Raw genomic sequence first — 20371 nt, forward strand, 5'->3', positions numbered from 1 at the left:
TGCCCAAGTTTTGGTGGGCATTGCTTTTTATCTTAATTACACTCGATTTTTAAGTGTTTACCAGGAAGGCTGTCTAATAAATAAGGATCATGTGTGATCATAATAAGCTGTAACGTATTCAAATTTCGTAACATTTGAATAATGATGTCTTCATTGATCACATCAAGATTCGTTGTAGCTTCATCCAAAATTAATATCTCAGGTTCAACGAGTAGGGCTTTCGCAATCCACAAGCGTTGAAATTGTCCGCCACTCAAAGTGCACACTTTTTTAGATAATAAACGTTTGTCGAGTTGACATTGTTCGATGACACTTAAAATCTTATCGTCATGTAGACGTTTAGGAATATTAAAGTGCTTTAAAGGTTGTTTCAAAACCCATGAAACAGTTTTTTTAGGATCTAATGTATTGGCATTATATTGCGGAACGTATTGAATATGTTTCATCCAGTCGTGACGTGACACGTGTCCGAGTGTCATCTCTTTATAGCTTATGATACCTTCATAACGATTATCCAAACCAGCAATGATTTGTGCGAGTGTCGACTTACCGCTCCCACTTGTACCACTAATAATTAAATGATCATCATTTTTAAGTTCGAAATTAAAGTTTTTAAAAATTTGCTTTTCAGAAAATGATTTATTTAAAGATTTAATCTGCAACATATCGGTATCTCCTATGTGCCAATTCAATTAATTGTTGAGTGTATGGGTGTTTAGGGTTCGCTAAAATCTCTTCAGCCTTGCCACTTTCAATTATTTGTCCGTTACGCATCACACTAATATGTGTTGCGTAATTCATCACTAAACTTAAGTCATGCGTGATAAATAAGAGTGTCATATGATGTGCTTCGACAACATGATGTAATAACTTCATTAAGTGATTGCGATTGTCAAAATCTAATGCGCTAGTTGGTTCATCTACAATCAAGAATTTGGCTTCTCTTACAATTGACATCACTAACGCAATACGTTGTGCCATACCACCACTCAATTGAAAAGGATAGTCATGAAGTAAAGCTTCTGGATGTTCTAAACCTAAATGTCTAAATTGGCGGTATACAAATTCATGTTGTTGCTGTCGAGACCATTGCGTATGCAATGCATCAAATAGGGCATCAAAATGCTTTTGGATACGTACGTTTTGGAAGAAATTACTATTGGTATCTTGGAACATAGCATCCGTATTATTTAAATCAATATCGATTTGACCTTGATATTTTAAATGCGGAGGGCACATATTCAAAGCCGTCCGTGCTAGTAAAGATTTCCCACTGCCACTCTCCCCAACTAAACAATGAAAGCTACCTTCTGTGACATTAAAATCTATATCGTTCAATAATACTTGATGTCCATCATAAACAGAGACATTGTTCAACTTTAATAACGTGTTTAGCGTGTGTATCGACGATTGAGTATTTGACATATGAGCGCGAAACCTCCTAACAATAGTCCTGGAAAGAAGAATAACCAAGGCGCTGAGTAAAAGTAACTCTTACCGTCATAGAGTATTGCACCTAATTCGGGCAACGGCGGTTTTACGCCTAATCCAATAAAAGCTAATCCAGAAATACTAAGCATTAATTTACCAAAATCTGCAGTGATTAATGCAGTTACGTTACGTATTAGGTGTGGAACAATGTGGTGTATCGTTGTTTGTGTCTTCGTAAGGCCACTCAAAGATGCGAATTTAACAAATGGTTGCGTTTGTACATCACGTGCCAAATTTCTAAAGTAACGTAAGTAGCGTCCTAACCAGCCAATCATCAAGGCTAGGCATAAACCGATAATTGAGTTATTGATAAAACCTAATACCACAAGGGCGATAATAATAGATGGTAAGGCAATTAACATATCGGCAAGTGCCATTAATAACGCATCCAGCCAACGACCAATCAGTGCAGCTGCTAGCCCTAATACAAGTCCTAATACAACGGTGCCAAAAATAATAAGCGTTGTTAAACCGAGTGTAACCATACTACCTACAAATAAGCGTGTGAAGAAATCACGACCTAAATGATCAGTACCTAAAAGGTGGTGCAGACTCGGTGGCAATAGTGCCTCAGATTGATGAATCATATTTGCTTTATCATAGAGCAGTGTAGCAAGTATGACTAAAATAACTGCCACGATAGGCCATATCCAATGTTTAATCTTCATATGTAATTCGGCCTCCTGACTTTCTTGACAATCTTAGACGTGGATCACTCTTCTCAAGTAAAACATCGCCGAAGAAATTAAGCACCATTATAAAAGTAATAATCATCATTAATATGCCTAAAATCACAGGATAGTCACGCAAATTAATGCTGTTGATGAGTAACTTACCTAATCCAGAAATACTAAATATGACTTCTAAAATGATCACACGACTAAATAAATGAATAAAATTATTAATGGTAATCGTCATGAGTGGCGCTAATATTTCTTTTACTTGTACGTAGATACGATCTTTTAATTTGTACCGACGCAATTGGGCTAATTGGAAAGGTTGACTTTGTAAGGTGCTTTCAAAAAGGTGACTGCTTAATAGCAACATATGACTACCTTCTACAAGAACGAGTATAACAATTGGAAGAACAAAGTATTCCCAACTATTACTTCCTACAAAGGGGAACAGATGCCATTTCACACCAAAGTAATAAATGAAAATAATAGCTAGCCAATATTCTGGTAATGATGTTATGACTTGAGCAATACGAGTTAATACGACTGACCACTTTTTCCGTGGATGATTGCCACATAGATAACCGATGACGTAACTAATAGGAAACAGTATGATAGCTGAACCAATAATTAGTTTAATCGTTGGTGTAATTGCCTGGGAAATACGTTCTGTTACAGGTTCACCATTGCTGAAACTCGTACCAAGATCGCCTGTGAAGACATTACCTAACCATTGTACATAGCGAACAGGCATTGCCTGGCTTAAACCGAGTTTATCTTGAGCCATTTTGATACGTTCAGGTGTAATTTGAGCGACACCATGTTCTTGTAAGTATTGAACGGCAGGATTGCCAGTTGTGTTCTCCAAAAGAAGAAAGAGCACAAAAGAAATAATGATTAAATAAATGAGTAGTCGGATGAAATGTTTTACGATGTTAGTCATTATTTGACACCTTCAACTTATCATAATTTAGCGGTGCATCTGTTTGCCCTGAGAACTCGAAATGCTTGATTTTAGGACTGGTTACAAATGTCTCATTAGGATAGGAAATTGGGACAATGAGATATTGTCGGTCAATATAAGATGATAGCTTATCAAACGCATGTTGTCGGTCACGCATATTGATGATCGTCGGGAATTGATGAATCATAGATGTTAAAGTGGCATCGTCTGCAAACACACCGGGACGCGTACCATCTTGTTTAAATCGTGCATTCAAGAAATTGTATGGCATTAATGCATTCGTATATGTTCGATAATAAATGAGGTCAAAATCTTTACGCACCGTTAATGTTTCATAATATGTTTGTGAATCTAAAATAGTAATATCGAGTTTAATACCTACTTTTTTAAGGTCTTGTTGCATAATTTCCGCTTTCGTCTTCCATTCTGGAAATTCATCGGTTTGTAGTGCGAGTTTAAATGACAGTACACGGCCGTCCTTTTCAAAATAACCATCATCGTTCATCTTGTAACCTAAAGAACGGATGAGTGACTGAGATGTTGAAGGGTCGTAATCATGGTCAGAATGATTATTTGAATTGACGTATTGAACATGTTGTTGAAATAGACCTTTCAATTTCTTATTCGGTGATAAGTCATCTGTATTAATTGCTTTGCTAATTGCCTCACGCATTGTCTTATCTTGTAAGATTTTATGCTGTGGATTAAATCCCATAAATTGCGTTTCTGTACTTGGTGACGTATGTACAGATAATGCTTTGTTTCTATGCGACTCTTTTACTTGTTGTGGCGTCATTTGACCTAAGGAACCACCCGTAATATCAATAGAATGACTCTCAATCGCTAAATGTCTTGAATCGCTATCCTCAATCGATTGAAATGTTAGATTGTAGTTAAGGGGATGGCCATTACGGTAATATGTATTTGGTTTGAAGCTCACAGTTTCATTGGTTGAATCTGCAACTTTAAATGGACCTGTGCCGATTGCTTTCTCAAATTTACCAGTTGTCTTGCCGTCTTTAACTGCATGTGGACTCATAATGCGGAGCGGTCTAACTTGAGACAACTCATTTAGCACTTGGTTTGATGGCGATTTTAATTCAATCTCAACGGTATGTTTGTCCTTTATTGTGACAGATTTTAATTTATCTAACGTTTCCATAGGATCTGTTGTATCTGTTGCCTTCGCACGTTCAATCGAAAATTTAACAGCCGATGCATCAAATTCAGAACCGTCATTAAATTTTACATTGTGCTTCAAGTGAAAAAGGTAGTGTTTACCATCTTCTGAAACGTCCCATGATGTAGCAAGTCCAGGTTCAATCTTGCCATTTTCACCATAAGTCACAAGCGGTTGATAGATGGCATTGTATACAGGCATAGGGGCATCAAAACCTTGTGCATCAAGTTGTTTTGTATTAAATTCACGAGGGAGCGAGACTTTTACCTCACTGTCATCATTGTGATGTTGAGCACAACCACTTAACATAAGCATCGCGCACATAGAGAGCGAATAGCATATGCGCTTTTTCAATGTTTTACCTTCTTTCCATTGTATTCATCATTATTTTTTATAATAGAGTTTAGTTATGAAAAAATATTTTTCCATCAATAGACATTATTATATGATACACCCTATACAAATTCTTTGAAATGATAAATTTGTGAATAGATACGTAGAGGTTTTCCAATTTTGAAAATAAGGGAGTGGGACAGAATGCTTTTAAATTCGTTGTCCCACCCCCGCAAGGATGACTAGAACTGAGAAAAGCTTGATTTAAGCGCCTTTTCAGTTCAGTCAGCTACTGTGAATTTGCAAAATAGCTCCATTATATTATTTATGTCGCAGGCTTAATGTGTTTCACCTAATGCAACTTTAGTATCATCTTCTTTAGAAATGGCTTTAATAGCAGCAGTTAAACCTTTCGCTATTGTCTCAATAGACATCGATGGTTTCCCAGGTTTATCTGTCACTTGTTCTGGGATAAACGGCACATGAATAAATCCAAATAACAAGCCAGGGTATGATTTATCAGCGAGATAACCTAATTGATATAAGACATGATTACAAACAAAAGTGCCAGCGGTATTCGATAAACTTGCTGGGATGCCAGCTGCTTTAATCGCTTCAGTCATCGTCTTGACAGGTAGATTTGAGAAATAGGCAGGTGCTCCATCTTCTTGAATAGCTACATCAATTGGTTGATTTCCTTTGTTATCTGGAATACGTGCATCATCTATGTTGATACCAACACGCTCAGGCGTCAGATCATAACGCCCACCAGCTTGACCAATAGACAAGACCACATCGTAATTGCCATTTGCTAACTCTTTATCAATGACGTCTTTAGATTCATGAAAGACGGTTGGAATTTCTAACTTTGAAATGGTATGTTCACCAATTATGTCCTCTAATTGCTTTACTGCCTCTAATGCAGGATTAATCTTTTCCCCGCCAAATGGATCAAATGCTGTAACTAAAATTTTCATTATTCATTTCCTCCTTAGAATTTTTTAAAATGCCCAGAAATACATTAGTGCAATGTGAATTACTATAAGTGCTAAGGCTATAGGTGCTTGTGCTTTAATAACGCCAAATTCTTGTTTCATCTCAAGTAGTGCAACTGGTAATGTGTTGAAATTTGCTGCCATAGGTGTAAGTAATGTTCCACAGAAACCACCAGTCATGGCAAGTGCACCTGCTATGATTGGATCTCCACCTTGAGCAATCACGAAAGGAATACCGATACTCGCTGTGATAACTGTAAATGCAGCGAAAGCATTTCCCATAAGCATTGTGAAGAGCACCATACCTAGCACATATGCAATGGCACCAATTAAATGGTTACCCTCAGGTAAAAATGATGAAATGCCTTTAGAAATGACTTGACCTACGCCACTTGCAGTAAAGAGTACGCCTAGTGCTGCTAAGAACTGTGGCAATATACCTGTTGTCCCAACTTGTTGTGTTAATCGGTCACTATCATATAATGTGTAAGATAATTTCGGTTTGATAATGAGTAATGCTGCAATTAAGCCGATAACTGATGAAATACCTAAACCAATTGCACCACCAAGTGGTGTCCAGTTTGATACAACAACAGCTACGACAGCTAGGACAATTGCTGGAATGAAGAGCTTATTTCCATATTTAGCAGAACCTTTTTCAACTTCTTTATCATTGACATCGATAATATTTTTAATTGTAACTTGTCTGAAAAGTGTTAACGCACCCATAGCTAAAACAAGGAGACCATTTATTGCGTCAGGAATGTAAGGCCCGCCTATGAATAAAATAGCTAGAATCGTCCAAAACGCTGCCGTACCTAAACGTTTTGATTTATCTTGTGAACGTAAAGCGCGAAAGGCTGTATATAGGAACTGAAGCCCAATAAGTATGTAAAATATTTCTAAAATATGGTTTAACGTTGTCTCATTCATGATTTTTCACCTCATTATGTCCATATTTTTTATTAAAGTAACGATCAAGTAAAATATTCTTAATCCAAACTAAGATAAGTGTGATGATGGCGATAGGAATTGAAGCAAGTACTAAACTCATTGCATTCACTTTGATATCTAGAGATTGGAAAGTCCCAACCATTAACAAGACGCCTGCAGCACCAACAAATAAGTTTTGACCGAAGAAATTACCATAGTTTTCCATAGCAGATGCTTCAGCTTTTAATTTTTCAATATCTTTCTCATCGATGTCTTTATCAGTAAGATTAAAGCGTGTTCGAAGTGCACCTTGAACCATTGGATTAATTAAAGGTCGAACAAATTGAGGGTGTCCACCGATACGTATAGAAGCTACACCGGCGATTTCACGAATAATTAAATATAAAGTAAGAAGGCGACCGGTTGTTATTTTCTTAACGTTACTAATGAGTTTAGAAGCTTGTTGCTTCAAACCAAAACGCTCAATTAAACCGACCATAGGAAGTGTAAGCATAAATAAAGTTACAAGACGTTGATCTACAAAGGCTTTTCCAAGTGTTGAAAGTACTTCAACGATATCCATACCGGCAACTAAACCAGTGACCACAGCAGCAATTAAAATAATTGCGATTGTATCAAACTTAAGAATGAAGCCGATGATAATGATTAAAATACCAATCAATTTAATCCATTCCATAAAACCACTCCTTAAAATTAATTCAATTTATCATTTAATATCTAAAATCTGAGGTTCAAAGTTACAATAATGTTGTAATGAATCTAACTCAGATAAGATAGATAAATGATTAATAGATGTAATTTTCTTAATATTAGCACAACTAAAATTACTATTAAAGTGAATTTAAAATAAAAAGAATAATATTTTATATAAAGAAAGTATAATAATTAATAGTATAACAAACGATTTTAACCATTATTAACCCTTCTCAAAATAATGATATGAGAAGGGTTTAAATTATATTAAATTATTTTTTGAATTCAAGGTAGTAAAGACTGAATTCTAAGTCTTTTTTTAAGTGGTCTTCAAGTAAATTAGTAGCATTTTGAACATTTCCTTTTGCAAGTTCTACGACTATTTCTTTATGTTCTTCAATTAAGTTAGGTCTACGCTTATTTATTACAGTTTGGCTAAATAAATATATAAAACTACGATATTTTTGATAAGTTTCTAGAATGAATTGATTATTAGTTGCCTTCATTATTTTTTGATGAAATTGATCATTGACTCTAATAATTTCTTGTTCATCATCCTTATCAATATCTATCTGAGTATATTGATTAAGTTCCTCAAAATCTTTTTTAGTATAAACAATGCCAGCTTTTTTGATAGCAAAAGTTTCTAATAAAATTCTCATTTCAAAAATTTGCCTATATTCTTCTTTTGTTGGAGTGAAAATGTAAGAATCTCTTACAAAGTATTCTAATTCTAACTGTTTTAGAGCTTCTCTGATAGGGGTTCTACTAACATTATACTTTTTTGCTAGTTTAGATTCTGTTAATTTTTCGTTTCTCTTTAAATTCCCATCAATGATGTCATTTCTGATTCTTTGGTAGATAGTTAAATTCAAGTTTTCCATAACCATGCCCCCTCGTTATGAAATAAGTTTACTATAAAATTTAGGGTTTTAAAATGTATACAATTATAGTATTATTGTATACATAAATAATGTAATCGCTTACAAAGGAGAGGGTATTATGAAAATTGGGTTCATAGGTTTAGGTATTATGGGTAAGCCAATGGTTAAAAATTTATTGAAAGAGAATATTGAAGTATTAGTAAATGATATTAATAAAGAGTCAATAGAAGAAGTTGTTAGATACGGTGCTAAAGATTCCACAATTCAAACAATCTCAAATGAGGTAGACTATTTAATTTTATCTTTACCAAATGGTGCAATTGTCAAAAGTGTTTTATATAGTGGGGAAAATAATATCCTAAATAATAACAAAATAAATATTAAAGGAGTTATAGATACTAGCTCATTAACTCCAAATGAGTCATTAGAAATTAGTAAAGTGCTAGGTGAAAGAGAGATTAAATATTTTGATGCGCCAGTAAGTGGAGGAGAACCATTAGCTATAAGTGGAGAACTATCAGTTATGGTAGGTTGTGATGAGAATGATTTAAATGAGATAAAAAATGTCTTAAATCCAATTGCAAATTCCGTCGTAAGAGTAGGGGAAGTCGGTTCGGGAAGTGTAGTTAAATTAGCTAATCAAATAATTGTAAACACTAATATAGTGGCTTTATCTGAGGCAGTAGTTTTAGCCAAAAAATTTAATATTGATTTAAATGGGATGTATGAAGCTATAAGAGGAGGATTAGCTGGCTCAAGTGTAATGGAAGCTAAATTTCCTAAAATGATAAAAGAAGATTACAAACCAGGTGGGACTCTGAATATAAATTTAAAAGATTTAAAAAACGTTAATTCTACTGCTGACACAGTTGGTCTTACACTACCTTTATCATCACTTGTAAAAGAATTTTATAAATCTGAAGTAAGTCACGGTAATGGGCTTAATGATCATTCTGGAATAATTAAATATATTGAAAAAATAAACAATATGTAGGTGATATTATGATTAGCGACAGTTTAGTGAATCAAAAAAATATAGAAAATATTAACAAAGGTTTAAGTGATTTTAACTATAAAATTATTGTTTTGGATGATGATCCAACTGGTACTCAAACAGTTAAAGATTTGCCAGTTTATACAAAATGGACTGAGCAATGGATTGAAGATGGGTTCTTACAAGAAAATAATATGTTTTATATCTTAACTAATTCAAGAGCTTTAAGTGAAAAGGAAACAGTAAAATTACATGAAGAAATTAGTCGGAATATAGAAAAAGTGGCAAAAAACCTAAAAAAAGACTACTTAATTATTAGTAGAGGAGATTCAACATTGCGTGGTCATTTTTATCTTGAACCAAAGGTAATAAGTGAATCAGCTACGCAACCTTTTGATGGAGTATTTTATTTACCACAATTCTTCGAAGGAAACAGATATACCTATAATGGTATACACTATTTAAAAGAAAAAGATGAGTATATACCTGTAGTTCAAAGCGAATTTTCAAATGATACTACATTTGGTTATTCTTCTGAAACTATGTTTGAATTTGTGGAAGAAAAAAGTGGGGGAGAGATAAAATCTAATGCAGTATTTCATATCTCATTGAAAACTTTGAGGGAAAAAAATGAAAAAGAAATATTTTCTGTTTTTGAAAAATTAGATAATTTTAGCGCTGTAGTTGTGGATGCTCTCAATGATAATGACATGAATTATTTTGTCAGTTGTTTGATTAAGTTTCTAAAAAGAAATAAAAAGAAATTTATTTTTAGAACTGCAGCGTCATTTGTAAAAGCTATGTGTGAAACTCCAGGAGAAATCATTAATTTAAATCAATATAGTAGTAATAAAAATGGCGGAATAATAATTGTTGGATCACATGTAAAGAAATCAAGTGACCAATTGAGCTACTTAATTAATAATACAGAAATTAAACCTTTTGAGTTTGATGTTAGAGAAATTACTAAAAAGAGTTTGGAAGATTATATAAATAAATTAATTCAAAAAGTTGAAAAAGAAATATCTAATGGAAATAGTGTTGTTGTTTATACATCTAGAGATGTTATTAAAACTGAAGATATTAATAATAATTTGAGTATATCAACCAATATTTCAAATAGCATAGTCAATGTTATCAAAAATATATCTATAAAACCGAAATTTATTATTGCTAAAGGTGGAATTACCTCAAGTGACGTTGCTACAAAGGGATTAAATATAGAAAAAGCAGAGGTTATTGGCCAAGTTACAAAAGGAGTTCCTGTTTGGTTAACAGGTAATGAAGCTAAATATCCTAAAATGCCTTATGTTATTTTCCCAGGAAATGTGGGAGAAGTTGAAACTTTAGCAACAGTATATGAAATGAATAAATAGGGGGTAATGGTGATGGGAGAATTTTGGCCATTGTTTGCAGTTGTAATAGGGGTAATTATATTATTGTTATTGATAATGATATGTAAATTGAATACATTTATCTCATTAATAATAACTTCTATGGTAACTGGTATTTTATTAGGTATGCCTTTAGAAAAAATTGTGGAAACTATTGAAAAAGGAATGGGAGATACTCTAGGTCACATTGCGATAATATTTGGTTTAGGATCTATATTAGGAAAGCTTCTATCAGATGGTGGCGGGGCAACTAAAATAGCTGACACCTTAATAAACGCATTTGGAAAGAAATATGTAACATGGGCAATGTTAATTGCTTCTTTCATAATTGGGATTTCATTATTCTTAGAAGTTGCATTTGTATTGCTAATTCCTTTAGTTTTTACACTAGCAAGAAGAATGAAAATATCTAATTTAGTTGTTGGGTTACCGATGGCAACTTCAATAGCAATAACACATGGATTTTTACCACCGCATCCTGGACCTGTTGCAATAGCTGAAGCTTTAGATGCCAATATAGGTTATGTGTTAATGTATGGTTTTATCATTGGTATTCCTCTAGCAATTATAGTTGGCGGGACTTTCCCTAAATTAGCTTATAAGCTTTCTCCATCAGCTTTTGATAAGTTAGGTAATCAAAATGAGTTAGGAGAAGTTAAAGATGATGAAAAACAATCTTTACCAAGTTTTGGAATAAGTTTATTGACTGCACTTTCTCCAGTTATCCTTATGTTGTTTTCGACAGGCGTACAATTAATCACTGGGAATGAAAGTGGAAAGGCATCAGGATTAGAAGGTGTAATATTCTTCTTAGGCAAATCTACTACTGCAATGTTAATAGCTGTGTTAATAGCAATTTATACAATGGGATTAAGAAGAAATAAAAATATGAAAAATATCATGGAGACAGTTACTAATGCGATAACACCAATTGCAATGCTGCTATTAATAATTGGCGGTGGTGGTACATTTAAGCAAATTTTAATTGATGGTGGAGTCGGAGATACTATTTCTGATATATTCAAGGGCACTGAAATGTCACCTATAATCTTGGCTTGGTTAGCAGCAGCCTTATTACGTACTGCGTTGGGTTCTACTACAGTAGCTGCGATTTCATCTGTAGGTATTGTTTTACCATTATTACAAGCAGTAGATGTTAATATAGCACTAGTGGTATTAGCGATTGGTGCAGGAAGTATATTTTGCTCGCACGTTAATGATGCAGGATTTTGGATGTTTAAAGAGTACTATGGACTATCTATGAAAGAAACTTTTTTAACATGGACTTTATTAGAATCAATTCTTTCGGTAGTTGGTTTAGGATTGATATTAATAGTTAACTTGATAGTGTGATTTTCAAAGAGACTTTTACAAAAATTAGTAGAAGTCTCTTTGAAATTTAACCCTATATATTTTCTCTGCATACGTGATATAATAACTAAGGTTAAATGAGAACAATTCTCATTATCTAGGTTGATTATATTATGTAAAGGAAGTGTCAGATGTGAAATCGCATCAAAGTAAGTTTGACGGTAAATTAATCATTGCGGCTAGTTTTGCAGTGTTAACATATTGGTTGTTTGCGCAATCATTTATTAATATTGGCTCAAGCGTTCAAAAGACGTTTAGTGCTGCGGATTCAACATTAAATCTATCAATCAGTTTAGTCGCTTTTGTAACTGGTATTTTCATGGTAGGAGCAGGGGATATTGCTGATAAAGTCGGCAACCTGAAAATGACGATATTAGGTCTTATCTTTAGTATCATCGGCTGTCTTAGCCTGATCATTGTGCCAGCAACACCCTTTTTAATTATTGGACGAATCTTTCAAGGGCTGTCAGCTGCGATACTCTTGCCTTCAACGATTGGTTTAGTATCAGATAAATTTAAAGGTCAAGATTTGCGTAAAGCCTATAGTTTTATGATGATTGCGACAGTTGGCGGAATTGGATTTTCTTCCTATGTCGGCGGTCTTATTTCTAGTTTATTAAGTTGGCAAATGATCTTTGTAATTTCAATCATTTTGTCAGTGATTGCAATCTATATTTTAAGTCGTAGAAAGGAAACGCCACGTTCAGAACGTAATCATCAGCCTTTTGATTATGTAGGTATGATCATCTTTGGTGTCGTCATTGCTTGCTTGATGTTGCTGATGACACAAGGATTTACATATGGTTGGACGAGTCGTTTCACATTATCTGTTGCTGCTATTGGTCTCATTGCCTTAATTGTGTTCTATCTTTTTGAAAAAGGCAAAACCACACCATTTATTGATTTCTCGATTGTAAAAAACCGAGCATTTCTAGGATCAACGATTAATAATTTCGTACTTAACACAGGCGTTGGGACTACAGTTGTCTTCAATGGCTATGCGCAAAAGCAATTTGGCATGAGTGAAGCACAAACGGGGTTAGTCACTGTGCCGTACGTCTTCATGGCGATTGCAATGATTCGTTTAGGTGAAAAAGCAATTCAAAAATATGGTGGTAAAAGCATGTTAATTGCAGGACCACTATTCCCAGCAATTGGTATTATTCTAATTAGTTGTACATTCTTATCACCAAGTTGGTATGTTGGTGTTGTAACGTTCGCATTCGTGGTTTGTGCAATTGGTAATGGATTGGTAGCAACACCAGGGTTAACCATTGCGGTGTTTAACATGCCAGAAGAAAAAGTGAGCTTTGCGACAGGTTTATATAAGATGGGTGCTACACTTGGGGGCGCCTTTGGTATTGCATTAAATACAACTGTATTTACAGTATGCCAACAGTTCTACTCAGTAGAAATGTCAGCAATGATTTCCTTCTTAGTAGGTGCGATTATTATGGTACTTGGCCTCATTTCGGCATTTATTCTTATCCCTAAAAATGTTAAAGCATAACAAACAAGCGTGACTGTATACTCAGCCACGCTTATTTATAGATAAATATGTAAGAACTTCTTTAAAAAACTATTCATTCACTTTATCGGTCGTCAAACCTTGAGGGATAGGATCGAACATGACTAAGTCCTCGCTATTTAATAAGTCCTCTGTTAATTGTAATTCAGCAATACGATTAGAATTATAGTATTTTACATATAACGTACGTGACGTTAAGTTAAATACAGTTTGGTATAGCGTATAGTGGAATTCATGTTCAGAAGGGCGAACTGCTCCTTTAGGAATGCTGACGCTATCAAGCATTCTAAAGGCATCCAACACCGCATCATCACCATCGTCAGGCAACATATTATTTACGAGATAAGCGGCTCTTACATAACGTTCTGCTGACGTGTAGCCACCTGGTAGTCCAGACGTACCACTTTCATTTCCAATATATAAATTTTTATAGCGTTTATATTGGGGTTTGTAAGGCGTCACATTCGCATAGTTCTTCAAGTTCTCTTAAGTCAGGACTATTTGTTAGTACACCAACTGGATTATCATGAACGACAATGCGACCCTCTACAAATGTAATTTCTGCAGTTCGACCTGTTGCATCCGATACATGATAATGTAAAGGTGGTGCTTCATTAATATCATTTAATGTATGTGCAACGACATTAACTTGGTCTGCTTGTTCAATCAGTTCTTCAATCGTTTGGTTGTAACCAAGCACCCATGTTAACACTTCAGTTTGTGAAATATTAATATAGCCATCACGTATTTTATTAGCGTACGAGGCATAACCTCGGTCATATTGATTTGAAATCGCAAGGCCATGCTCATTTACACCATCTCCGAAAATAAACCCTTCCATATCAGAACCAGCACCAGTGAAACCATACTTCGTTGTCCCTTTATAATCTACACGAGATTCCCAATAGTAGTGACGTGGTTGCACAGCTGGATGACCAGTTAAAGGATAATCATAATCCATCGTACGACCTAAAATAACATCACCGTTTTTAGCTTGAAACGTAAAACCTGTACACATATACAATAGCCTCCATATCCAAAGTGAGAATTATTTTCAATTATAAGATGTCTGTTTATGTATTTCAATTTTAAAATATTTTCGGAAAAAGAGTCCTAAAATAAAAGTTAATATATACATACTAAAGCAAATAATATAGGCCCAAATAATACCATAATAGTCAACGATCATTGATATAACAAAAGTTCCAATAGCGAAGAAAATACTACTGAATAAATTGTTTAATATGTATGTAGAAGGAAGAATCTCTTTAGGCGTATAACGTTGAACTACCGAATTTAAAGAAATGTAACGCATATCTTCGAAAATGCCCATCAATAATGAAAATAATAAGACAATAATGATTGAATGATGGAGGATAAAGCTTAAATTAATAAATGCTAAGAGCACAGGAACGTAAATAATAATCGGGTAATTGATCTGCGTAAAGAAGCGATCTTTATAATTTATCCATAGGCCTGCAATAATTGTGCCACTAAAGAAAAAGGCATTAATCAGTCCAAACCAATAATCAGGAACGTGTAAATAAGTTCTTGTGTAAGTCAAAATAATTGCTGCAATCCAAATGGTTGTTGCGAATGATTCAAAAATGATAGAAATATTTAGATATAAACTTAGTTTATTGCGATAGTTATCACGGATAACGGTTTTAAAACTATTAAAAATCGTTTCCTTATCTGTTTTATAAACATGACGTTCTGAAAGGCGTAAAATAAAGTAATAGCTTACTATTTCTAGTATTAATGCAAATAAAAATAAGTACTTTGCACCGATAAGACTCATTAAGACACCGCCTAATGCCCAAGTAGACAGTTGAACAATGCTGCTCATCATATTCATCAAAGCGTTAGCAGAAGTGATTGCGTCTTTATTCTCAATAAAAGGAATCATTGAGTTCTTAATAGGATTTGTGAATCCGTCAAAAAGAGCATTGAAGAAAAGCAAAATAAATATAAAAGCAGGGGTCATTTCTATCATTAATAGAATGGCGATGCACGCTAAGCTCACTAGTTTAAGAAATTGAAATATAGATAATACTTTTTTCTGAGTAAGGTATTGATAAATATAATTTGAAATAAAACTACTTACAAAAATACCCATAGTAAAAATAATCGGAATTAAAGAAGCGGCTGTCGTCTTTGATGTCATGTTATAAACAACAGCAATTAAACCCACTATCGTTAAAATATCACCAGTATTAGCGAATAACTGACTATAAAGTAAATGGTAAAAATCTTTGCTGTGCTTTGTCATAAATGTCACCACATTTCAGAAGGGATTTTTTACACTATTATAGCATTGGGTAGTTATAAAAAAAACGGGATATCAATAGGTGTCTCAGGCTATAAAGATATATTGGTAGTAGTTGACTGAATAAAAAATGCACTTGAATTAGGTTTTTTCAAACCTTGTCATCCTTGACGGTGGACCTTAGCAAAGAGCATTTTATCAAGCAAATATACAAGTTAAGCAAATTGGGAGCGGGACAAAGAAATACATTTTGAAAAATATGATTTCTGCCTCGCTCCCTAATAAGATTAAGCCTAAAAAATAAGCGTTAGGAGGTAGTGTTTAACTGCCTCCTAACGCTTTTGTTCAGACCACTATGCGTGTGCGTGTTCTGGTACGTCTTTAAAATTGTCTAAACGACGATTCCATTCTTCATCACTTATATTATTTTTAGCTACATAACGGTTACGTTCATGTTTCGCGCAATCATATGAACATGCGCCAAGATATTTAGCTTCATTTTCTTCTGAAACAAGAATTTGTTTGTTACATTCTGGATTAGCACAGTTAATGTAACGCTCACATGGTGTGCCGTCGAAGTGTTCTTTACCAATCACTGTTTTCTCAACTTGGTTGACGTCTACGCTAATACGCTCATCGAAGACGTACATTTTACCGTCCCAATATTCACCTTTAGTCTCAGGATCTTTACCATACGTTGCAATACCGCCATGCAATTGACCAACATTCTCGAAGCCCTCTTTTACTAACCAGCCTGAGAATTTTTCACAACGAATACCACCTGTACAATATGTTACGATATTTTTACCATCTAATTGGTCTTTATTCTCACGAATCCAATCTGGTAAATCTCTGAAACGTGTAATATCTGGACGGATTGCACCGCGGAAGTGACCTAAATCAAATTCATAGTCATTACGTGCATCTAAGATAACAGTATCTTCATCTTCCAATGCTTCTTTAAATTCACTAGGTGAATAGTATTTACCAGTTGTGACACGTGGATCAACATCGTCCTCTAAACCAAGTGCAACAATTTCATTTCTTGGGCGAACATGCATTTTTTTGAAAGCATGACCTTCAGCTTCGTCAATTTTGAACGTCATATCTGCGAAACGTTCATCTGCATGCATATGTTCGATATATTGATCTGTATCTTCTTTCGTACCTGATAACGTACCATTGATACCTTCTGTAGACACTAGAATTCGACCTTTTAAGTTGTTTGCTTTACAGAATTCTAAATGCTCAGCAGCAAATGTTTCTGGGTCATCAATCGTTGTGTATTTGTAATATAATAACACTCTATAATCCATTTTCTGATTCTCCTCTAAAAATTATTATTTATCGTAAAGGCAAGCCATATCATTTAATGATTCATTCATTTATCTTTTTATAAAAATCAACATTATATTATTTTATCAAATTTACAATAACTTTCAATATTTCAGTTTTTAAAATAGGGCAATAGACCTATGTTAGAAGTATAATTACTTTTTGAAAACGATTACATGTAGTACGATAAGTAGAAAGTGTATTAATGGATTATAATGAATGCAAATGATACTTTTCACAAAGGGAGGAAATGTTAATAATGACAAATCAATCTTTACCAAAATTAACATATACTGGAGCATCTAAAAGCGCAGTACCAATTATTTCTGAAAGTGAATTACAAACGGTAACGGCCGAACCATGGTTGAAAATTTCAGATGAAGGATTGCAATTAGAAGGTCTCATCTTTGATAGAGATCATAATTTGTTCTTATGTGAAGTATTTGGCGGTAAAATTTTTAAAGTTGATATAAATACAAAAGAAGTTTCAACAGCATTTCAATCAACAAAACAAAATCCAGCTGCAGTCAAAATACACAAAGATGGACGATTATTTACATGTTATTTAGGTGACTTTGAGTCAACAGGCGGCATCTTCGCTACTGATGAACATGGTGAACAGTTTGAAGAAATTATTTCGGAACTTAACACGGAATATTGTATTGATGACATGGTCTTTGATAGTAAAGGTGGCTTCTATTTCACTGATTTCAGAGGGTATTCTACTAACCCTAAAGGTGGCGTCTACTACGTTTCGCCTGACTTCAAGACAGTAACACCAGTCATTCAGAATATTTCAGTAGCTAACGGAGTAGCGTTAAGTACGGATGAAAAAGTACTATGGGTGACAGAAACAACGACAAATCGACTTCATCGTATTCAATTGGAGGACGATGGTGTGACAATTGCACCATTTGGCGCAACGATTCCATATTACTTTACTGGACATGAAGGGCCAGATTCAGTATGTATCGATAGTGATGATAATTTATATGTAGCGATGTATGGCCAAGGTCGTGTTTTAGTCTTTAATAAACGTGGCTATCCTATTGGTCAAATCTTAATGCCAGGGCGTGATGAAGGAAAAATGTTACGTTCAACACATCCACAATTTATTCCTGGAACAAATCAATTGCTTATTTGTACCAATGACATTGAGAATGGCTCAGAAGGTGGTTCTATGATTTATACCGTTGAAGCCTTTGCGAAAGGACATGAAAGCTATCAATTTCAGTAAGTAATAAGCGACATCGTCTAACACACCATAAAACCCCTCACTAGCGCAATAGTGAGGGGTTTGGTGTTGCCAATGGAATTAATTTATGAATGTATTATATCACTATGAGTAACTTATTGCAAGTTTAATTCGGCCAGCATAAAAGATTACTAAATAGAGCTTATTTACTAATCAAATGAAACTTTTTTAAATATCCAGTATACTGAAATAGAATAATAAGACATCCGCATAAGTATGAAAGGAGTATATGATGAAAGACAATTGGATGAAATATAAAGATGACAGTCTTGTAGCATCATTCTATGATAGCCAGACCGCAACGTTTCAAGAACAAGGATTTGAAACTGAATTAGCATTTGGTACTGCCGGTATTCGCGGCCAGTTTGGACTTGGTCCAGGTCGTTTAAATCGCTATACCATACAACGTCTGGCATTAGGAATTGCTAATTACTTAAAAGATAAAGAAGATAATCCTTCAATTGTCATTCACTATGATATTCGTCACTTATCATCAGAATTCGCGCATATTATTACGCAAATTTTGACTTCGAATGATATCAAAGTTTATCTGTCAGATGTGTATAAAACAACGCCACAGCTCTCTTATGCTGTGCGATATTTGCAAACATCTGCAGGTATTATGATTACAGCAAGCCACAACCCTAAAGATTATAATGGCATCAAAGTTTATGGTGCAGATGGCGCACAATTAGATGAGGCTACGTCATTAGAAGTTGCTAACTATATCAATAATTTAGGTGATCCGCTTGAGTTAAATATTAAATTAAACCAAGAACGCATTGAGCAGAATACTAGTGATTTACCAGAAGCGGTTAATGATAGTTATATCAATGAAATTACACGGTTAGTAGGAGATATTCCACAATCTGACTTAAAGGTTATTTATACGAGTTTACATGGTACCGGAGTACCGATTATTCCAGACGTGTTAAAGCATCTGAATTTTAAACAAGTCAGCTTAGTGCAATCACAATGTGAACTTGATCCGAACTTTAGTTCCGTGAAAAGTGCGAACCCTGAAGAACGAGAAGCCTTTGATTTAGCGATTCAACAAGCACATGATAACGATGCGAATTTAATTATTGCAACAGATCCAGATGTTGATCGCATGGGGTTTGTTGAACGTTATACAGATGGACAAACATATTACTTTGGTGGCAGTGAAATCGGGGCATTACTCATTAAATATCTTCTCGAACACACGAATGTACCGGAGCATTCATTTGTTATTCAATCTATTGTAAGTGGTGAGTTAGGTAAACGTCTTGCGCAACAACATGGGGTCACTGTGAAGGAAGTCTTAATCGGCTTTAAACATATTGCTAAAGCTATTCGTGAATTAGATGATACAGAATCGTTCCTATTCGCCTATGAAGAAAGCTATGGCTATTTGGCCGATGATTTCGTACGAGACAAAGATGCTATTCAAATCGTGCCATTGATGATTAAGTATGCATCTATTTTGAAAAGTCAGGGCAAAACACTATACGACGCTTTAAAAGAGATTCATAACGAAGTAGGGCAATATCGTGATAAACCGATGTCTAAAGTCTTTGAAGGTAAAGAAGGACAACAACAGATTAACGAATTAATGAATCAATTAAGACAAAATATTCCTGAAATCATAGCAGGATTAAACGTTGTTGCAGTAGAAGATTACGAGACATTAAAACGCGTCAATAAAGAAGATAATACCGAAGAAGCAATATCATTACCACAAGCAAATGTGATTCGAATTATCTTTAAAGAAGGCTTTATTGCATTGAGACCATCAGGTACAGAACCTAAACTGAAGTTTTATCTCTCACTCAACGTCGATAACTTCGAACAAGTATCACAAGAAATCTATAATTATATATTTGTCGATACCGAATAGCCTTTCTCAAATGTCTTTCCTAGTATAAAGACGTCATTTTGATGGCAAGACGCAACTAGGAATCAGATACGTCTTGAGACAAAAATGAAAACAAAAAGCGATGAATCACGACCATTAACCTTTGTAAAAGGCTGGTCAAGTGCGTCATCGCTTTTTCAATCAAAGCAAGCAGGGAGCG

General features: G+C 34.5%; 17 protein-coding genes and 1 pseudogene. 6 read left to right on the forward strand and 12 right to left on the reverse strand.

Translation table 11 applies throughout. From position 1 onward, the window contains the following. Positions 1 to 32: 32 nt before the first annotated feature. The 9 genes from HMPREF3239_RS02080 to HMPREF3239_RS02120 all read right to left on the reverse strand — a co-directional run bounded on the left by HMPREF3239_RS02080 (position 33) and on the right by HMPREF3239_RS02120 (position 8168). A complete protein-coding gene (locus tag HMPREF3239_RS02080; RefSeq protein ID WP_053030056.1) occupies positions 33 to 665 on the reverse strand; it encodes an ATP-binding cassette domain-containing protein in 633 nt (210 codons plus the stop codon). Continuing rightward, the gene (locus HMPREF3239_RS02085) at positions 652 to 1425 is read right to left on the reverse strand and encodes an ATP-binding cassette domain-containing protein (RefSeq protein WP_053030055.1); all 774 of its coding nucleotides are present in this window, start codon (positions 1423 to 1425) and stop codon (positions 652 to 654) included. Before HMPREF3239_RS02085 ends, HMPREF3239_RS02080 begins: the two co-directional genes overlap by 14 nt. Then, on the reverse strand, positions 1392 to 2159 hold the full coding sequence (locus HMPREF3239_RS02090) for an ABC transporter permease (RefSeq protein ID WP_053030054.1): 768 nt from the start codon (positions 2157 to 2159) through the stop codon (positions 1392 to 1394). Before HMPREF3239_RS02090 ends, HMPREF3239_RS02085 begins: the two co-directional genes overlap by 34 nt. Next, the gene (locus tag HMPREF3239_RS02095) at positions 2149 to 3108 is read right to left on the reverse strand and encodes an ABC transporter permease (RefSeq protein ID WP_053030053.1); all 960 of its coding nucleotides are present in this window, start codon (positions 3106 to 3108) and stop codon (positions 2149 to 2151) included. The genes HMPREF3239_RS02090 and HMPREF3239_RS02095 overlap by 11 nt, the downstream gene beginning before the upstream one ends. Continuing rightward, a complete protein-coding gene (locus tag HMPREF3239_RS02100; RefSeq protein WP_053030052.1) occupies positions 3101 to 4663 on the reverse strand; it encodes an ABC transporter substrate-binding protein in 1563 nt (520 codons plus the stop codon). Before HMPREF3239_RS02100 ends, HMPREF3239_RS02095 begins: the two co-directional genes overlap by 8 nt. Positions 4664 to 4980: 317 nt before the next feature. Next, positions 4981 to 5619 (reverse strand): pyroglutamyl-peptidase I, encoded by a 639-nt coding sequence (gene pcp, locus HMPREF3239_RS02105; protein ID WP_053030051.1) that lies wholly within the window; start codon positions 5617 to 5619, stop codon positions 4981 to 4983. Between the two features lie 24 nt (positions 5620 to 5643). Next, complete coding sequence (locus HMPREF3239_RS02110; RefSeq protein ID WP_053030050.1) at positions 5644 to 6570, reverse strand: DUF979 domain-containing protein; 927 nt, start codon at positions 6568 to 6570, stop codon at positions 5644 to 5646. After that, positions 6563 to 7267, reverse strand: coding sequence for a DUF969 domain-containing protein (locus HMPREF3239_RS02115; protein ID WP_053030049.1), 705 nt, complete (start codon positions 7265 to 7267; stop codon positions 6563 to 6565). The genes HMPREF3239_RS02110 and HMPREF3239_RS02115 overlap by 8 nt, the downstream gene beginning before the upstream one ends. 289 nt (positions 7268 to 7556) lie before the next feature. After that, positions 7557 to 8168: a GntR family transcriptional regulator gene (locus HMPREF3239_RS02120; protein ID WP_053030048.1), complete on the reverse strand. Its 612-nt coding sequence runs from the start codon at positions 8166 to 8168 to the stop codon at positions 7557 to 7559. A 118-nt stretch (positions 8169 to 8286) separates the two neighbouring features. On the opposite strand from HMPREF3239_RS02120, the gene HMPREF3239_RS02125 reads away from it, so the two are divergent. The 4 genes from HMPREF3239_RS02125 (at position 8287) to HMPREF3239_RS02140 (ending at position 13437) form a co-directional block, all read left to right on the forward strand. After that, a complete protein-coding gene (locus HMPREF3239_RS02125; protein ID WP_053030047.1) occupies positions 8287 to 9162 on the forward strand; it encodes an NAD(P)-binding domain-containing protein in 876 nt (291 codons plus the stop codon). 8 nt (positions 9163 to 9170) lie between these two features. Beyond that, complete coding sequence (locus tag HMPREF3239_RS02130) at positions 9171 to 10538, forward strand: four-carbon acid sugar kinase family protein (RefSeq protein ID WP_053030046.1); 1368 nt, start codon at positions 9171 to 9173, stop codon at positions 10536 to 10538. A gap of 9 nt (positions 10539 to 10547) precedes the next feature. Next, complete coding sequence (locus tag HMPREF3239_RS02135; protein WP_371106754.1) at positions 10548 to 11909, forward strand: gluconate:H+ symporter; 1362 nt, start codon at positions 10548 to 10550, stop codon at positions 11907 to 11909. Between the two features lie 151 nt (positions 11910 to 12060). Then, positions 12061 to 13437, forward strand: a complete 1377-nt coding sequence (locus tag HMPREF3239_RS02140) for an MFS transporter (RefSeq protein WP_053030044.1) — start codon at positions 12061 to 12063, stop codon at positions 13435 to 13437. Between the two features lie 69 nt (positions 13438 to 13506). Here HMPREF3239_RS02140 and HMPREF3239_RS02145 read toward each other — a convergent pair. From HMPREF3239_RS02145 to HMPREF3239_RS02155, 3 genes and pseudogenes are all read right to left on the reverse strand, one after another. Further along, positions 13507 to 14473: pseudogene (locus HMPREF3239_RS02145) on the reverse strand (choloylglycine hydrolase family protein). A 36-nt stretch (positions 14474 to 14509) separates the two neighbouring features. After that, positions 14510 to 15727 (reverse strand): MFS transporter, encoded by a 1218-nt coding sequence (locus tag HMPREF3239_RS02150; RefSeq protein ID WP_053030042.1) that lies wholly within the window; start codon positions 15725 to 15727, stop codon positions 14510 to 14512. A 350-nt stretch (positions 15728 to 16077) separates the two neighbouring features. Beyond that, the gene (locus HMPREF3239_RS02155; protein WP_053030041.1) at positions 16078 to 17040 is read right to left on the reverse strand and encodes an oxygen-dependent tRNA uridine(34) hydroxylase TrhO; all 963 of its coding nucleotides are present in this window, start codon (positions 17038 to 17040) and stop codon (positions 16078 to 16080) included. A 278-nt stretch (positions 17041 to 17318) separates the two neighbouring features. On the opposite strand from HMPREF3239_RS02155, the gene HMPREF3239_RS02160 reads away from it, so the two are divergent. Together HMPREF3239_RS02160 and HMPREF3239_RS02165 are read left to right on the forward strand one after the other, a co-directional pair. Then, complete coding sequence (locus HMPREF3239_RS02160; RefSeq protein ID WP_053030040.1) at positions 17319 to 18296, forward strand: SMP-30/gluconolactonase/LRE family protein; 978 nt, start codon at positions 17319 to 17321, stop codon at positions 18294 to 18296. 250 nt (positions 18297 to 18546) lie between these two features. After that, on the forward strand, positions 18547 to 20193 hold the full coding sequence (locus tag HMPREF3239_RS02165; protein ID WP_070854559.1) for a phospho-sugar mutase: 1647 nt from the start codon (positions 18547 to 18549) through the stop codon (positions 20191 to 20193). The last annotated feature ends 178 nt before the right edge of the window (positions 20194 to 20371 follow it).

Origin of the sequence: Staphylococcus sp. HMSC34C02 (genome assembly GCF_001838705.1) — a bacterium.
In the GTDB taxonomy this organism is placed as follows: Bacteria; Bacillota; Bacilli; order Staphylococcales; family Staphylococcaceae; genus Staphylococcus; species Staphylococcus borealis.

Excerpts from the sequence above, each read along its gene's own strand:
- HMPREF3239_RS02125 (WP_053030047.1), top strand. The coding sequence starts at position 8,287 with ATGAAAATTGGGTTCATAGGTTTAGGTATTATGGGTAAGCCAATGGTT.
- HMPREF3239_RS02110 (WP_053030050.1), bottom strand. The coding sequence starts at position 6,570 with ATGAATGAGACAACGTTAAACCATATTTTAGAAATATTTTACATACTT.
- HMPREF3239_RS02165 (WP_070854559.1), top strand. The coding sequence starts at position 18,547 with ATGAAAGACAATTGGATGAAATATAAAGATGACAGTCTTGTAGCATCA.
- HMPREF3239_RS02090 (WP_053030054.1), bottom strand. The coding sequence starts at position 2,159 with ATGAAGATTAAACATTGGATATGGCCTATCGTGGCAGTTATTTTAGTC.
- HMPREF3239_RS02155 (WP_053030041.1), bottom strand. The coding sequence starts at position 17,040 with ATGGATTATAGAGTGTTATTATATTACAAATACACAACGATTGATGAC.
- HMPREF3239_RS02130 (WP_053030046.1), top strand. The coding sequence starts at position 9,171 with ATGATTAGCGACAGTTTAGTGAATCAAAAAAATATAGAAAATATTAAC.
- HMPREF3239_RS02080 (WP_053030056.1), bottom strand. The coding sequence starts at position 665 with ATGTTGCAGATTAAATCTTTAAATAAATCATTTTCTGAAAAGCAAATT.
- HMPREF3239_RS02120 (WP_053030048.1), bottom strand. The coding sequence starts at position 8,168 with ATGGAAAACTTGAATTTAACTATCTACCAAAGAATCAGAAATGACATC.
- HMPREF3239_RS02115 (WP_053030049.1), bottom strand. The coding sequence starts at position 7,267 with ATGGAATGGATTAAATTGATTGGTATTTTAATCATTATCATCGGCTTC.
- HMPREF3239_RS02085 (WP_053030055.1), bottom strand. The coding sequence starts at position 1,425 with ATGTCAAATACTCAATCGTCGATACACACGCTAAACACGTTATTAAAG.
- HMPREF3239_RS02160 (WP_053030040.1), top strand. The coding sequence starts at position 17,319 with ATGACAAATCAATCTTTACCAAAATTAACATATACTGGAGCATCTAAA.
- HMPREF3239_RS02095 (WP_053030053.1), bottom strand. The coding sequence starts at position 3,108 with ATGACTAACATCGTAAAACATTTCATCCGACTACTCATTTATTTAATC.
- pcp (WP_053030051.1), bottom strand. The coding sequence starts at position 5,619 with ATGAAAATTTTAGTTACAGCATTTGATCCATTTGGCGGGGAAAAGATT.
- HMPREF3239_RS02150 (WP_053030042.1), bottom strand. The coding sequence starts at position 15,727 with ATGACAAAGCACAGCAAAGATTTTTACCATTTACTTTATAGTCAGTTA.